The organism is Leisingera sp., assembly GCF_982940295.1.
Genome location: NZ_CEYXRG010000020.1, coordinates 59432 through 74364 on the forward strand (window position 1 = coordinate 59432; position 14933 = coordinate 74364).

Annotated in this window: 12 protein-coding genes; 4 read left to right on the forward strand and 8 right to left on the reverse strand. The window is 64.4% G+C overall.

Annotated features, from left to right (window positions below; all coding sequences use genetic code 11):
- The first annotated feature begins 38 nt into the window (after positions 1 to 38).
- Complete coding sequence (locus tag AC4HIX_RS16750; protein ID WP_490399806.1) at positions 39 to 2054, forward strand: M3 family metallopeptidase; 2016 nt, start codon at positions 39 to 41, stop codon at positions 2052 to 2054.
- 83 nt (positions 2055 to 2137) lie between these two features.
- Here the strand turns inward: AC4HIX_RS16750 and AC4HIX_RS16755 are convergent, their stop codons facing one another.
- From AC4HIX_RS16755 to AC4HIX_RS16785, 7 genes are all read right to left on the reverse strand, one after another.
- On the reverse strand, positions 2138 to 3070 hold the full coding sequence (locus AC4HIX_RS16755; protein WP_490399807.1) for a 2-hydroxyacid dehydrogenase: 933 nt from the start codon (positions 3068 to 3070) through the stop codon (positions 2138 to 2140).
- A gap of 17 nt (positions 3071 to 3087) precedes the next feature.
- Positions 3088 to 4239 carry a rod shape-determining protein RodA gene (gene rodA / locus AC4HIX_RS16760; RefSeq protein WP_475047401.1) on the reverse strand — a complete coding sequence of 384 codons (1152 nt, stop codon included), beginning with the start codon at positions 4237 to 4239 and terminating at the stop codon, positions 3088 to 3090.
- Entirely contained in the window at positions 4236 to 6182 is a 1947-nt protein-coding gene (gene mrdA, locus AC4HIX_RS16765; protein ID WP_475047399.1) for a penicillin-binding protein 2, read from the reverse strand. The genes rodA and mrdA overlap by 4 nt, the downstream gene beginning before the upstream one ends.
- A complete protein-coding gene (locus AC4HIX_RS16770) occupies positions 6179 to 6718 on the reverse strand; it encodes a rod shape-determining protein MreD (RefSeq protein WP_490399808.1) in 540 nt (179 codons plus the stop codon). Before AC4HIX_RS16770 ends, mrdA begins: the two co-directional genes overlap by 4 nt.
- Positions 6711 to 7652, reverse strand: coding sequence for a rod shape-determining protein MreC (gene mreC, locus AC4HIX_RS16775; protein WP_490399809.1), 942 nt, complete (start codon positions 7650 to 7652; stop codon positions 6711 to 6713). Before mreC ends, AC4HIX_RS16770 begins: the two co-directional genes overlap by 8 nt.
- A 62-nt stretch (positions 7653 to 7714) precedes the next feature.
- Positions 7715 to 8761 carry a rod shape-determining protein gene (locus AC4HIX_RS16780; RefSeq protein WP_008554722.1) on the reverse strand — a complete coding sequence of 349 codons (1047 nt, stop codon included), beginning with the start codon at positions 8759 to 8761 and terminating at the stop codon, positions 7715 to 7717.
- A gap of 265 nt (positions 8762 to 9026) precedes the next feature.
- Positions 9027 to 9803, reverse strand: a complete 777-nt coding sequence (locus AC4HIX_RS16785) for a lysozyme family protein (protein ID WP_490399810.1) — start codon at positions 9801 to 9803, stop codon at positions 9027 to 9029.
- A gap of 132 nt (positions 9804 to 9935) precedes the next feature.
- Here AC4HIX_RS16785 and AC4HIX_RS16790 point away from each other — a divergent pair, with 132 nt between their 5' ends.
- The gene (locus tag AC4HIX_RS16790; RefSeq protein WP_490399811.1) at positions 9936 to 10730 is read left to right on the forward strand and encodes a 23S rRNA (adenine(2030)-N(6))-methyltransferase RlmJ; all 795 of its coding nucleotides are present in this window, start codon (positions 9936 to 9938) and stop codon (positions 10728 to 10730) included.
- A 76-nt stretch (positions 10731 to 10806) separates the two neighbouring features.
- Here the strand turns inward: AC4HIX_RS16790 and AC4HIX_RS16795 are convergent, their stop codons facing one another.
- Complete coding sequence (locus AC4HIX_RS16795) at positions 10807 to 12393, reverse strand: 2-isopropylmalate synthase (protein WP_490399812.1); 1587 nt, start codon at positions 12391 to 12393, stop codon at positions 10807 to 10809.
- Positions 12394 to 12880: 487 nt separating this feature from the next.
- Between AC4HIX_RS16795 and AC4HIX_RS16800 the strand changes: the two genes are divergently transcribed.
- Both AC4HIX_RS16800 and AC4HIX_RS16805 read left to right on the forward strand, forming a co-directional pair.
- Complete coding sequence (locus AC4HIX_RS16800; RefSeq protein ID WP_475047389.1) at positions 12881 to 13315, forward strand: universal stress protein; 435 nt, start codon at positions 12881 to 12883, stop codon at positions 13313 to 13315.
- A gap of 21 nt (positions 13316 to 13336) precedes the next feature.
- Positions 13337 to 14881, forward strand: coding sequence for an alanine/glycine:cation symporter family protein (locus tag AC4HIX_RS16805; RefSeq protein ID WP_475047387.1), 1545 nt, complete (start codon positions 13337 to 13339; stop codon positions 14879 to 14881).
- Positions 14882 to 14933: the final 52 nt, after the last annotated feature.

A 14933-nucleotide genomic window follows, 5' to 3' on the forward strand; every position in this document is an offset into this window, starting at 1 on the left:
GCTTTCCCGCTAGCGTCGCCAGCAAAGGAGATCAGCACATGTCCAACCCGCTTTTGTCCCGCTGGGACACGCCGTTTGAAATAGCGCCGTTCCACAGCATTTCCGATGACGATTTCGCCCCCGCGCTGGAGCAGGCGCTGGCGTCGCACAAGGCACAGATAGACGCCATCGCAAGCAGCAGCGAGCCGCCGGGCTTTGCCAATGTGATTGAGGCGCTGGAAACCCCGTGCCGGGAACTGGAGCAGGTGCTGGGCGTGTTCTTCACCGTGGCAGGTGCCGACAGCAACCCCAAGCGGCAGGAGCTGCAGCGGAAGTTTTCCCCGAAACTTGCCGCGCATTTTTCGGCGATAACCGCCAACAAGGCACTGTATGCGCGGGTCAAGGCGGTGTGGGACCAGCGGGAGGAGCTGGATCTGACAGCAGAGCAGCAGCGCGTCCTGATGCTGACCCATCGCGGCTTTGTCCGCGGCGGTGCGGCGCTGGAGGGCGCGGCCGACACGCGGATGCAGGAGATCAAGGGGCGGCTGGCAACCTTGGGGACCGAGTTCACTCAGAACCTGCTGGCCGATGAACGCGACTGGTTCATGGAGCTTTCCGAGGACGATCTGGAAGGCCTGCCGGAGTTTGTCGTAAAGGCCGCGCGCGCAGCGGGGGAGGAAAAGGGCGCGGACGGCCCGGTTGTGACCCTGTCGCGCTCGCTGATCACACCGTTTCTGCAGTTCTCCCCGCGACGCGACCTGCGCGAGAAAGCGTTCAACGCCTGGGCCGCCCGCGGCGCCAATGGCGGTGAGACCGACAACCGTGCGATTGCGGCCGAGATCCTGCAGCTGCGCGAGGAGCGGGCGCAGCTTCTGGGTTATGATAACTTTGCCGCATACAAGCTGGAAACCGAAATGGCCAAGACACCGGAGGCGGTGCGCGGGCTGCTGATGGAGGTCTGGGAGGCGGCCAAGGCGCAGGCGGAAACGGATGCGGACGTGCTGACCGGGATGATGCAGGCCGATGGCATCAACGGCGACCTGGAGCCCTGGGACTGGCGCTATTATGCGGAGAAACGCCGCAAGGCCGAACACGATCTGGATGATGCGGAGCTGAAGCCCTATCTGCAGCTGGACCGGATGATCGAGGCATCCTTTGCCTGCGCAAACCGGCTGTTCGGTCTGGAGTTCACACCGCTGGATGTGCCGCTCTACCACCCCGACTGCCGCGCCTGGGAGGTGACCCGGGACGGCCGGCATGTGGCGGTTTTCATCGGCGACTACTTCGCCCGCAGCTCGAAACGTTCCGGCGCCTGGTGCTCGGCGATGCGGCAGCAGGCCAAGTTCCCTGAGGTGCAGGCGCCGGTGGTGATCAACGTCTGCAACTTCGCCAAGGGCGACCCTGCGCTGTTGTCCTGGGACGATGCCCGCACCCTGTTCCACGAGTTCGGCCACGCGCTGCACCAGATGCTGTCGGATGTGACCTATGAGAGCATCTCCGGCACTTCGGTGGCACGCGATTTTGTCGAACTGCCCAGCCAGTTGTATGAACATTGGCTGGAGGTGCCGGAGGTGCTGCAGGAGTTTGCCACCCACGCGGAAACGGGCGCGCCGATGCCGCAGGAGATGCTGCAGAAGGTGCTGGGCGCGGCCAATTTCGACATGGGTTTCCAGACCGTGGAGTATGTGGCCTCTGCGCTGGTGGATCTGGCCTTCCATGACGGCCCGGCACCTTCCGACCCGATGGCCAAGCAGGCCGAGGTGCTGGCGGAAATCGGTATGCCGCACGCGATCATCATGCGCCACGCCACGCCGCATTTTGCGCATGTGTTTTCCGGCGACGGCTACTCCTCGGGCTACTACAGCTACATGTGGTCGGAGGTGATGGACGCCGATGCCTTTGCTGCCTTTGAGGAGGCAGGTGGCGCATTTGATGCCGGGCGTGCTAAGGCGCTGGAGGAGCATATCCTCTCCACCGGCGGCTCCGCGGATCCGGCGGATCTGTATGTAGCCTTCCGCGGGCGGCTGCCCGGTGTTGATGCGCTGCTGAAAGGCCGCGGGCTGGCTGCGGAGTAAGTAAAGCGCCCTGACGGGCGCTGCCTCCGGCTTGAGTATTTGGGGAAAGATGAAAGAGCGGGCGCGAGTCCGCTCTTTTGCGTTCAGTAGCCGAGGCTGCGGTCGACGAGGTGCAAGAGCGGCTCGCCCGCCTCGCCGCGGCGGATGTTTTCGGCAATGACTTCGGCCGCGGTGCTTTCACGGGTCTCCGAGGCGATATGCGGGGTGACCGTCACGTTGGTATGCGCCCAGTAGGGGTGTTCCGGCGGCAGCGGCTCGATGCGGAAGACATCCAGCGTCGCATGACCCACCTGGCCGCTGCCGAGCGCGGCCAGCAGCGCGTCATCGTCGATCAATGGCCCGCGGCCCGGGTTGATGATCTTTGCCCCTTTGGGCAGCAGGGCCAGCGTTTCCGCATTCAGCGTGTTTTCAGTCGCAGGCGTGTCCGGCAGCAGCAGGATCACGATTTCCGCGAGCTTAAGCACCGCCTTCAACCCCTCGGGCCCGGCGTGGCAGGTGATGCCTTCGATCTCCTTCGGGGTGCGGCTCCAGCCGGAGACATCAAACCCCAGCCCCGCCAGCGCCCTGGCCGATGCGGTACCTAGCGCGCCGAGGCCCAGCACCGTGACGTGCCGGTCCTTGGCCAGCGGCGGGATATGCCGGTGCCAGCGCCCGTTCAGCCCTTGGATATGCATGTCCATGCCCAGGTGATAGCGCAGCGTGTGGCCAACCACCCATTCGGTCATGCCCTGTTCCAGCCCGCTGTCCACCATCCGGGTGAGCGGAACCGCGGCAGGAACGACAGGCTCAATTTTCTCGACGCCGGCCCACATGCTCAGCACGGCCTTCAGCCGGGTGAACGGCGTAAAATCACTGACTGGACCGCTGGGGGCGTAAACGATGTAGTCCACATCTTCCGGCGCAAAATCATTGCGCAGGTCTGCCTCAACACCCAGCCGGGCCAGCTCCGCTTTCAGCAGCGGCTCATAGGTTGGCCAGCTATCGGCGCGGCCTGCAAACAGGACATTGGCGGTCATGGAAACTCCCTGAATTTCTAGCGTGAGGCTTGCCTTGGACGGTGGATATGGGCGCTTTGCACGATGCCGAACGCGCCCAGCAGCACCAGCATCGCCGAGCCGCCATAAGACACCATCGGCAGCGGCACGCCAACCACCGGCGCCAGCCCCATCACCATCGACATATTCACAGCAAAAAACAGGAAGAAGGTGATGGCGATGCCCATGATCACTAGAGAGGAGAACCGGTCCTTGGTCGCAATCGCCGCGGCGATGCAGAACAGGATGATCAGCATGTAGATGAACAGGAGGGTCACGCCGCCGATAAAGCCGAATTCTTCCGCCAGGGTGGTGAAAATGAAGTCGGTGTGTTTCTCCGGCAGGAAGTTCAGCCGCGATTGGGTGCCTTGCATGAAGCCGCGCCCCGACCAGCCGCCGGAGCCGAGCGCGATCTTGGACTGGGTGATGTGATAGCCTGCGCCCAAGGGGTCCTGCGAGGGATCCAGAAAGGTGTCGATACGGCGGAACTGATAGTCCTTCAAGAGCTGCCACTCGGTGCCGCGGCTTTGGAACACGGCGCTGACCAGTCCCACAGCGGCTGCAATCACCGCGGCGAAATAGGCCCAATGCACGCCCGCGAGGAACATCACCCCGCCGCCTGCCGCCATCAAGAGGATCGAGGTGCCAAGGTCCGGCTGTTTCAGCACCAGAGCCGTGGGCAGCAGGATCAGGGCCACCGGCAGCAGCACCCACAGGGGCCTGGAAGTTTTCTCGGGCGGCAGCCAGTCGTAATAAGCCGCCAGCAGCATCACCAGGGCGATCTTGGTGACTTCCGAGGGTTGCAGCCGCATAAACCCGATGTCGATCCAGCGCTGCGCGCCCATGCCGACGGTGCCGAACAGCTCCACCGCGACCAGCAACGCCAGCGACCCCAGGTAAGCCACCACCGAGACATTGCGCCAGAACCAGATCGGGATCATCGCAACCACGAACATGGCGGCGAGGCCCAGGGCAAACCGCTTGACCTGCGGCTCCACCCAGGGGCTGAAAGAACCGCCCGCCACCGAGTAGAGCATCAGAAAGCCGACACAGGCGACCGTGACCAGCAGCAGGGTCAATCCCCAGTTCAGATAGAGAATCTTGCGCAAACCCGTCGGGGTCGACTTGGCGTGGTACTCAAGATAGCTCATGCCCGGCTGCTCCTGCTGCCCAGGGGCCGTTTGACGCGCTCGCGTTCCAGCCGTTCCTGCTGGGCCTTGATGCGGCTGCGATCGGCCTTGGGGTAGGCCTCCAGCGGCGGGGTGCCGTCGTAAAGCGCCTGCAGCATCACGTCGCGGGCAATCGGTGCCGCCGCCTTGGAACCGCCGCCGCCGTGTTCCACCACCACCGCAACCGCGTACTTCGGGTTGTCATAGGGCGCGAAGCTCACGAACAGCGCGTGGTCGCGGCGCTCCCAGGGCAGGTCCTCGTTGCGGATCACACCTGCGGCACGCTCGGCGGCAGTGATGTTGCGCACCTGGCTGGTGCCGGTCTTGCCCGCCATCCGCATGCCTTCGCCGATGATGCGCGACCGGTAGGCGGTGCCGCGGCGGTCATTGCTGACCGAGTACATGCCTTTGCGCACCATCCGCAGGCTGCTTTCGCTGACCCCCAAAGGCTCGCCGGCACCGCTTGGCTGCTCCACGCCGTCCAGCGATTTCAAGAGCCGCGGGGTCACGCTGCGCCCGGTGGCAATGCGCGCCGACATCACCGCCAGCTGCAGGGGTGAAGCCAGCATGTAGCCCTGGCCGATCGACGCGTTTGCAGTGTCGCCGATCAGCCAGTCCTTGCCATAGGAACTGGCCTTCCAGTCCTTGGTCGGGGTGATCCCCTGTGCCACCGCGGACATCGGCAGGTCGTGCTTGATGCCCAGCCCGAATTTGTTCGCCATGGCAGAAATCTTGTCGATGCCGGTCTTGATGGCCACGTCATAGTAATAGACGTCGCAGGACCGCTTCAGCGAGGTGTTCAGGTCAACATGCCCGTGGCCTGCACGCTTCCAGCAGTGGAACCGGCGGCCCGCAACCTTGAGGTATCCGGGGCACCACACGGTTTCCTCCGGGCCGACCACCCCTTCCTCCAGCGCTGCCAGCGCGGTGATCATCTTGAATGTCGATCCTGGCGGGTAGGTGCCCTGCACGGTCTTGTTGGACAGCGGACGGTATTTGTCCTCGGTCAGCATCCGGTAGTCGGCCACCGAAATGCCGCGCACGAACAGGTTGGGGTCAAAGCTGGGCGAGGAGCAGATTGCGCGGATGTCCCCGTCCTCGCAGTCGATCACCACCGCGGCGGCGCTTTCCCGGCCCAGCCGCGCCTGCACATAGTTCTGCAGCATGGCGTCGATGGTCAGCTGCATATCGGCGCCGGAGATCCCCTCCCGCCGGTCCAGCTCGCGCATTACCCGGCCCGTGGCGTTGACCTCCACCCGCTTGGCGCCGGCCTTGCCGCGCAGCACATCCTCGCGCTTGGCCTCGAACCCCACCTTGCCGATCTGGAAGCGCGGGATCAGCAGCACCGGCTCCGGATCTTCCATCTTGCTCAGATCATAGTCGGATACAGGCCCCACGTAGCCCACCACATGGGCGAAATCGCCCAGTTGCGGATAGACCCGCGTCAGGCCGACCTCCGGCGTGACGCCGGGCAGGGCGGGGGCGTTCACCGCCACCTTGGAGATGTCCTCCCAGCCGATCCGGTCGGCCAGGGTGATCGGCAGGAACGGCGGCGAGCGGCGCATTTCGGTGCGGGCGCGCTCCAGATCCTCCGGATCCAGCAGCACCAGGCTGGAAAGCTTGCCGATCACCTCTTCCACGTCGCCCGCGTCCTCAGGCACCACTGTGATCCGGTAAGAGGGCGAATTCTGCGCGATGATCAGCCCGTTGCGGTCAAAGATCTGGCCGCGCGCGGGCGGCAGCAGGCGGATGTTGATCCGGTTTTCCTCGGCCAGCAGTCGGAACTCATCAGCCTGATCCACCTGCAGATAGCGCATCCGGGCCGCCAGCCCGCCGGCAAAGGCCAGCTGCAGCCCGCCCAGGAACAGCGCCCGCCGGGTCATCCTGCCGTGTGAGGCATCCACGTCCTTGGAATTGCGTTTCATCGGCGGCTCACCAGGGTTTCGGCTTCAGCAGGGGACAGTTTGCGCACACCCAGAATAGACTGGCTGGCCCAAACCGCCAGCGGGTAGGCGGCGATGGTCATAACCGCCTCGATCACCGTCAGGCCGAGCGGCGCCTGCTGAACGCCGAACAGGACCAGAACCAGCCGGTTCACGGTGGTGATCCCGGTCACCGCGACGGCCACCGCCAGCCACTCGCTGGCAAAGGTGCTCTCGCGGTGCGGGGCGGCGCGGGCCTTGAGAAAGCCGCAGCCCAGCACGGTGAGCAGCGCCAGCAGGCCCGGCGGGCGCTGAAACAGCAGATCGGCCAGCAGCATCACCAGGCCGATCGACAGCGCCGGCACAAAATCAGGCCGCCGCAGCGACCAGGCCATGGCCAGCAGAATCAGCAGGTCCGGCGGCGCCCAGAAGCGCGGCTCGGTCTCCAGCGGCAGCAGGTGAAAGAACATGATCATGAGCGCCAGCGCCGGGAAAGCCGCGCGCATGGTCCAGATCCGGGCAGGAGAGGTGTTAGCCATTGCCCGCCTCGGCCGTGCTGCCGGCGCTCTCGGCCCCCAGTCCCTCGGGCCGCGGTTGCGGAACCGGATCGCCGGGAGGTGCCCCGACCAGCCCGCCCGGGTCCTGGATCACTTCGGTGCCATGGTGGCGCAGCACCCGCAGGAACTCCAGCCGGCTGTAATCCGCCGCCAGCCGCACCCGCATCCGGCCTGAACGGTCCTTGGCGACCTGGCCGATCAGCAGCCCGGCCGGAAACACCGCGCCATCGCCGGAGGAGATCACCCGGTCGCCGGGGCGCACCAGGTCCGGGTTTTCCAGAAAACTCAGTACCGGGGCGGCGCTGTTGTCGCCGGTCACCAGCGCAGTCTGGCCCGAAGGCTGGATGGTGGCAGGCACCGCGCTGGCGGCGTCGGTCAGAAGGACCACCCGCGCAGTATTGTGCCCGGTTCCGGAGATCCGGCCCACCAGCCCGATCCCGTCCATCGCCGCCCAGCCGTCATGCACACCGTCGCGGCTGCCCACGTTCAGCAGAACCGACTGGCGGAAGGGGGAGCCGCTGTCGGCCATCACCACCCCGGTGATATAGGTGAGCTGCGGGTCGAGCCGCACGTTGTTGAGATCCAGCAGCCGGGCGTTTTCCTGCTCCAGCTGCAGAGCTGCCTCTTTCCAGGCCCGCATCTGCCGCAGCTCGCTGCGCAGCTCGCGGTTCTGCTCGGACAAGCGCTGGTAGCTTTGGAAGTCGCGGAGCAGATTGATTGTGGCGGTGACCGGCACCATCGCCCAGTCCATGCTGGGCACCACCTTGTCGACAACCTGGGCGCGGAAGCGTTCCACCCGCGGGCTGTCGATCCGCCAGACGATGAAGATCGCGGCCAGGCACAGGCACAGCACCGCTGTCAGCAGACGCCGCAGCGGGGTTGCGTAATCGTCGCGCTGTGACTTGTCCTTCGCCACGGTTCTCCTTCCAGCCGCCCTTCCAGCTTGTCAGCTGGCGCCGTTCCGGCGGTCAGGGTCTGTTAGCTGTCGTAGTCGATCGCGTGGGCAAGCTGTTTTTCGTATTCCAGCGCTTTGCCGGTGCCCAGGGCCACGCAGTTGAGGCTCTCGTCCGCAATCGACACGGCCAGGCCGGTCTGCTCGCGCAGGGCCAGATCGAGATCGCCCAAGAGCGCGCCGCCGCCGGTCAGCATAACGCCGCGGTCGACGATATCGGCCGCCAGATCCGGCGGTGTGGTCTCCAGCGCGGTCATCACCGCTTCGCAGATCTGCTGCACCGGCTCGGCCAGCGCCTCGGCCACCTGGGCCTGGGAAATCTCGATCTCTTTCGGGACGCCGTTCAGCAGGTCGCGGCCGCGGATCTGCATCGACTGGCCGCGGCCGTCGTCGGGCATCCGGGCGGTGCCGATGGAGGTCTTGATGCGCTCGGCGGTGGATTCCCCCACGAGGAGGTTCTGCTGGCGGCGCAGGTAGCTGATGATCGCCTCATCCATGCGGTCGCCGCCGACGCGGACAGAGCGGGCGTAAACGATGTCACCCAGCGACAGGACTGCCACCTCGGTGGTGCCGCCGCCGATGTCGACAACCATGTTGCCGGTCGGATCGGTGATCGGCATGCCTGCCCCGATGGCGGCAGCAATCGGCTCGGCAATCAGCCCGGCGCGGCGGGCGCCGGCGGACAGCACCGACTGGCGGATCGCGCGCTTTTCAACCGGGGTGGCGCCATGCGGAACGCAGACAATGATCTTGGGCTTGGAGAAGGTCGAGCGCTTGTGAACCTTGCGGATGAAGTGCTTGATCATCTCCTCGGCGGTGTCGAAATCGGCAATCACGCCTTCGCGCATTGGCCGGATCGCCTCGATCGAGCCGGGGGTGCGGCCCAGCATCAGCTTGGCGTCCTCGCCCACGGCCAGCACTTTCTTGACGCCGTCCTTGACGTGGTAGGCCACCACTGAAGGCTCGGACAGGATCACACCGCGGCCTTTGACGTAGACCAGGGTGTTCGCCGTGCCGAGGTCAATGGCCATGTCCGAGGAGAACAGACCGCCCAAGTTTCCGAAAAGCGCCATATAGAAGGGATCCTGTAAGTGCTGCCATTGTACCTTGGGCGACTCCGGAGGAGCCGCCTGCTTCCACCTTATAAGCGGCACGGGAGTGCCGCGAAAGGGCGTATTATGGTGAAACAGCGCGTTTCCGCCAAGTTGCCGTGGCTGTGCGCCGGACCGGCGGGCAAAGGCAATGGCGGTCAGGCAGCAAGGCCCGCCGCGCCGGGTTTCCCGCCAGCGCCGGAGTACTGCACGCGCGCTGGCTGCCGATGCCCAGTCATCCTTCGGATCAGCTTGGGAAAATCCGTTGCATCTCCGACTTGAAATGGCCCCAGGTCAGGCTGGCGCTGTTGCCGGCATAGCCCTCGTAATACGATTTGCCGGTTGAGATGGGCAGCCCGGCCCAGATTTTGGCAAGGTTCAGCATGAAGGTCTTACGCGGCATTTCTGACGCCAGGAAAGCGCTGTAACCCGCTTCCTCGATCAGCTGATGCGCCAGCTGGTCTTGCAGCTCGGGTGAGAACCGGGCCTGCGGTTTGACCCCCTGGTGCCGGACCAGCCGCCGCAGGGTCGCCGGGATCATCTGATACCGCCCGATGGCATGGGGCTGGCCCGGTGTGGCATCGATCCAGGCGTTGATTTCGGCGATCGTCATCTGGGTCGGCTTCTTTGGCGGCTTGCGGGTGGCGCCATACTGCACGGCATCGTATTGCGCCTTGCCTGCCTCGGCGCTGGCGATCAGGTCCAGCAGCCGTTTGACGCTGGGCGGCGCTTTCAGGATCGGGGCAAACAGGCCGCCGCCGCTGCGGCCGCGGAACAGGCTGGCGGCACCGGGGTTGAGCGACACCGCCCCGCGGCCCGGGTTTGCACCGGGCAGGGTGTCGGGCAAAAGGCTGGCCGCTGCCTGCGGCGCCGTGGCCCGGGCTGGCGCCGGGCCGGGCTGCGGGGCAGAGGCCTGGTGCAGGAAAAACTGATTGCCTACCAGCGAGTAGCCTTGCGCGCTGACAGCCGCCGCGGCGCACAGCAGCAGGGCCAGAATAGTCAGGAAAAGGGCAAGCGCGCTCATTCTAAAGGGCATCGGAACCTGCGTTCTGCGGCAAAAGCAATAGAGGCAGTCTGCCGCTTCGGGGTTGAGATTCCGTTTATCCGCCGCACGCCGCCCCTTCCGCCCTTCTGAAATAGCGGCTAGAGGGGGCGCATGCTCTCTTATCAGCACATCTATCACGCCGGAAACCTGGCCGACGTTCAAAAGCACGCGCTGCTGGCCTGGATGCTGGCCTACCTCACGCGCAAGGACAAGCCGCTCAGCTATATCGAGACCCACGCGGGCCGGGGCCTCTATCAGCTGGATGCGCCGGAAGCAGTCAAAACGGGCGAAGCGGAACAGGGCATCACCCGGGTTCTGGCAGATCAGGGCCTGGCGGCGGATCACCCGCTGCACCGCGCGCTGTCGGAGACCCGCAGGCAGCACGGTCAGGCGGCGTATCCCGGATCGCCGCTGATTGCGGCCTCTCTGCTGCGCCAGGGCGACTCGCTGCATTTTGCGGAGCTGCACCCGCAGGAAAACGCCGCCCTGCGCGCCGCTCTGAAGCCTTGGAAAGCCAAGGTGCATCAGCAGGACGGGTTCGAGCTGGCGCTGTCACTGGTGCCGCCGACGCCCCGCCGGGGCCTGCTGCTCATCGACCCCAGTTACGAGATCAAGTCTGACTATGCCCGCATCCCCGGCATCATCGGCCAGCTGCACAAGAAGTGGAACGTGGGTGTTCTGGCGCTGTGGTATCCGATCCTCAGGGACGGCTCCCACAAACAGATGCTCAAAGCACTGGAGGCACAGGACCTGCCCGGGGCGCTGCGCCACGAGGTCTCCTTTCCGCCGGTCCGTGAAGGGCACCGTATGACCGGCTCAGGAATGTTTGTGGTCAATGCGCCTTATGGCGCTGCGGAGGAGGCCGCCCGGATTTCAGCGCTGTTCAAGGCCATCTCCCCGAAATAGCCGCGCAAAGGCCGGACGGAAATGGAAAAGGGCACCCGCGCGGGTGCCCTTTGCAGTTCATAGGGGGCAGACCGGCTCAGGCCAGGTCTTTATAGGAAATCTCCTTGGTGTCGGCGCCTTCGCCAACCCGGCCGCGGCGCACGATCAGGCGGTTCAGCGCGTTCACATAGGCTTTGGCAGAAGCCACCACCGTGTCGGTGTTGGCGCTCTCGCCGGTGGCGATGTTGCCATCCTCCTCCAGCCGAACGGAAACGGTCGCCTGCGCGTCGGTGCCTTCGGTCACGGCATGCACTTGGTAAAGCTGCAGACGCGCGGTGTTCGGGTAGATCTTGCGGATCGCCTTGAAGGTCGCATCCACCGGGCCGTCGCCCTCAGCCGTTTCCGTCACATCCTTGCCGTCGATCTCCATCTCGACGGTGGACTCCGCCGGGCCGCCGGTGCCGCAGACCACTTTCATCGACACAATCTTGAGGTGATCGTTCTCCGCGTCTGTGCCGATGCGCATCAGCGCGATGAGGTCGTCGTCAAAGACCTCTTTCTTGCGGTCGGCCAGCTCCTTGAAGCGGACAAAAACGTCCTTCAGCTGGTTGTCGCCCACGTCATAGCCAAGATGCTCCAGCTTGTCGCGCAGCGCCGCGCGGCCGGAATGCTTGCCAAGCGGCAGCGAGGTGCCGGAGAGGCCGATGTCCTCGGGCCGCATGATCTCGAAGTTCTCGCGGTTCTTCAGCATCCCGTCCTGGTGGATGCCGGACTCATGCGCAAAGGCGTTCTTGCCGACGATGGCCTTATTGGGCTGCACCACGAAACCGGACACGGTCGAGACCCGGCGCGAGATATGCATGATCTTGGTGGTGTCGATGCCGGTCGACCAGGGCATGATGTCATTGCGCGTCTTCAGCGCCATCACGACTTCTTCCAGTGCGGTGTTGCCCGCACGCTCGCCGAGGCCGTTGATCGTGCATTCGATCTGGCGCGCACCGCCCGCCACGGCAGCCAGCGCGTTGGCGGTCGCCATGCCGAGGTCGTTATGGCAATGGGTGGCAAAAACCACCTCATCCGCGCCCGGCACGGTCTCGATCAGGCGCTTGATCAGGTCGGCGCTCTCCGCAGGTGCGGTGTAGCCCACGGTGTCGGGGATGTTGATGGTGGTGGCGCCGGCCTTGATCGCAATCTCGATCACCCGGCACAGGTAATCCCATTCGGTCCGGGTCGCATCCATCGGCGACCATTGCACGTTGTCCACCAGGTTGCGGGCGTGGGTGACGGTCTCGTGGATCTTGTCCGCCATCTCATCCATGGTGAGGTTCGGGATGGCGCGGTGCAGCGGCGAGGTGCCGATGAAGGTGTGGATGCGCGGCTGCGCGGCCTTGCGCACCGCTTCGGCGCAGCGGTCGATGTCCTTGAAATTGGCGCGCGCCAGGCCGCAGATCATCGAATTCTTCGATCGTTCCGCAATCTCGGACACCGCAGCAAAGTCGCCTTCGGAGGCAATCGGGAAACCGGCCTCGATGATGTCCACGCCCATTTCATCCAGAAGCTCGGCAATCTCCAGCTTCTCGTCATGGGTCATGGTGGCGCCGGGGCTCTGCTCGCCGTCGCGCAGGGTGGTATCGAAAATCAATACACGGGATTTGTCGCCGGAAATCGGGGATGCGTTTGTCATTTTGGTATCTCTTGTCTCTGTCCTAGGCCCTTCCAGGGCATTCATAGCCTTCGATGGCGCGCGTGCGGCAATCCTCTGAGCGGGCGCGCCGGAAGGGCACGCTCAGAGGCGGGCTAGGATCAGTAGGGCGCGCAGAGCTGCACCGCGGGTCGCGGCAGCGGCAAAAGGGATATCTGCGCAAATGCTCATGGGACGGATTTATACAGACGTGCAGCCGAATGGGAAGGGGGATTTTGACCTGGGGGCACGCTGGCACTTTTGCTGCAGCAAAAGGCGGTAAATACCCGCCACAGGTAATTTCGCGACACTGTTGAAAAAGACGTGTAATATAATTAAGGGGCGTAGCCAGTTTCAATGCGACAGTTTGTCAGTGCTGCGCCAGGCTTTGGTGCGGAAGCGCGAGCAGCTCGCATTGGCGGGTTTCCTGGCGCCTTAAGCCGGGATCCGGCGCCTTGGCCAAAAGAGGCGCCATCGATAGGAGGAAACAGTGTCGAATAAAATTGTTCTTGGGTATGACGACAGCGAGGCAGCCAAGTCAGCGCTTGCTTTTGCCGTCAGCCTTGCCAAAGCGCAAGGGGCAGAACTGGTGATTGCGCATGTGCTGGAATGGTCGCCCTATTCCTTCCTCACACCGGAGGAGATCGAGCAGCGCCACAAACGCCGGGAGGATGAGCTGAAGCGGGCCGAGGATGCGCTGCTGGCGCCGGTGCGCAAAAGCCTGGAGGGCAGCGGTGTCACCGTCACGACTGAACTGAAATACGGGCATATCGCGGAAACCCTGATTGATGTGATCAAGGAGTCCGGAGCCAGCCACCTGATCATCGGGCGCACCGGCCATTCCGCGCTGTCATCGCGGCTTTTCGGCTCTGTTGCGGGCAGCCTGGCGCAGGCCGCGCCGGTTCCGGTCACCATCGTTCCATAACAACTATTTCAGAGGACAGTCATGAGTATTTCAGTCAAGGCAGCAGCTCTGTCTGCACCGCTGCTGCTGGCCGCATCCGCGCCAGCGATGGCACAATCTGTCGACGAGCGGGTCAATGAGCTGTTTGCCAATTCGACCGGCTGGTTCGTCAACCTGATCTTCAGCCCGTTCCCCGGCACCAGCTTCCCTTGGATCGTCGCGTGGCTGGTGGTCGCGGCCACCGTGTTCACCATCTACTTCGGCCTGATCCAGTTCCGCGCCTTCCCGCACTCGATCTCGCTGGTTAAGGGCGACTATTCCGACCCTAACGACGCGGGCGAGGTCAGCCACTTTCAGGCGCTGGCAACCGCGCTGTCGGGCACCGTCGGCCTCGGCAACATCGCCGGCGTTGCGGTGGCCGTGGGCATTGGCGGCCCCGGCGCGACCTTCTGGATGATCCTGGCCGGCCTGATGGGCATGGCCTCCAAGTTCACCGAGTGCACGCTGGGCGTCAAATACCGCAACGAGTTCCCGGACGGCCACGTCTCGGGCGGCCCGATGTATTACATGACCAAGGGCTTTGCCGAACGCGGCCTGCCGATGGGCAAGTTCCTGGCGGTCTTGTTCTCGGTCTTCTGCATCCTGGGCGCCCTGGGCGGCGGCAACATGTTCCAGGCCAACCAGGCGCATGCGCAGATTTCCGGCGTTGTCGGCGAGTATCCGGGCTGGATCACCGGCGTGGTGTTTGCTGGCGTTGTTTTCGCCGTGATCGTTGGCGGCCTGAAATCCATTGCCCGGGTGACCGAGAAGGTCGTTCCGTTCATGGGTGTCATGTACGTCGCAACCGCACTGGTCATCCTGGCGATGAACGCCGACCAGATCGGCTGGGCCTTCGGTCAGATCTTCGAAGGCGCCTTCACCGGCCTCGGCGTTGCCGGCGGCATGGTTGGCGCCCTGATCCAGGGCTTCAAGCGGGCGGCTTTCTCGAACGAGGCCGGCGTCGGCTCGGCAGCCATCGCCCACTCCGCCGTGCGCACCAAGGAGCCGATCACCGAAGGCTTCGTGTCGCTGCTGGAGCCGTTCATCGACACCGTGGTGATCTGCACCATGACCGCGCTGGTGATCATCATTACCGGCCAGCTGGTCGTGGATCCGAACACCGGCCTCTACCTGCTGGATGAGGGCGCAGCCACCATTCAGACCGTTGACGGCAACAAGGGCGTGGCGCTGACCTCGGCAGCCTTCTCCTCCGCCTTCGGCTGGTTCCAGTACGTGCTGGCGATCGCGGTGATCCTGTTTGCCTTCTCCACCATGATCAGCTGGTCCTACTACGGTCTCAAGGCCTGGACCTTCCTGTTCGGCGAAGGCGAGACCAAGGAACTGGTGTTCAAGGTGATCTTCTGCATCTTCGTGGTGATCGGCGCGGCCGCCAACCTCGGCCCGGTGATCGACTTCTCCGATGCGGCGATCTTTGCCATGGCGGTGGTCAACATCATCGCGCTCTACTTCCTGATGCCGATCGTCAAGCGTGAGCTGAACAGCTACATGTCGCGCCTGAAAGCGGGCGAGATCAAGAAGTACGTCTGACCGGCTCCGGCCATCTTTACAGATGACTTGAAAACCAAGCCTCTCCGGTTCC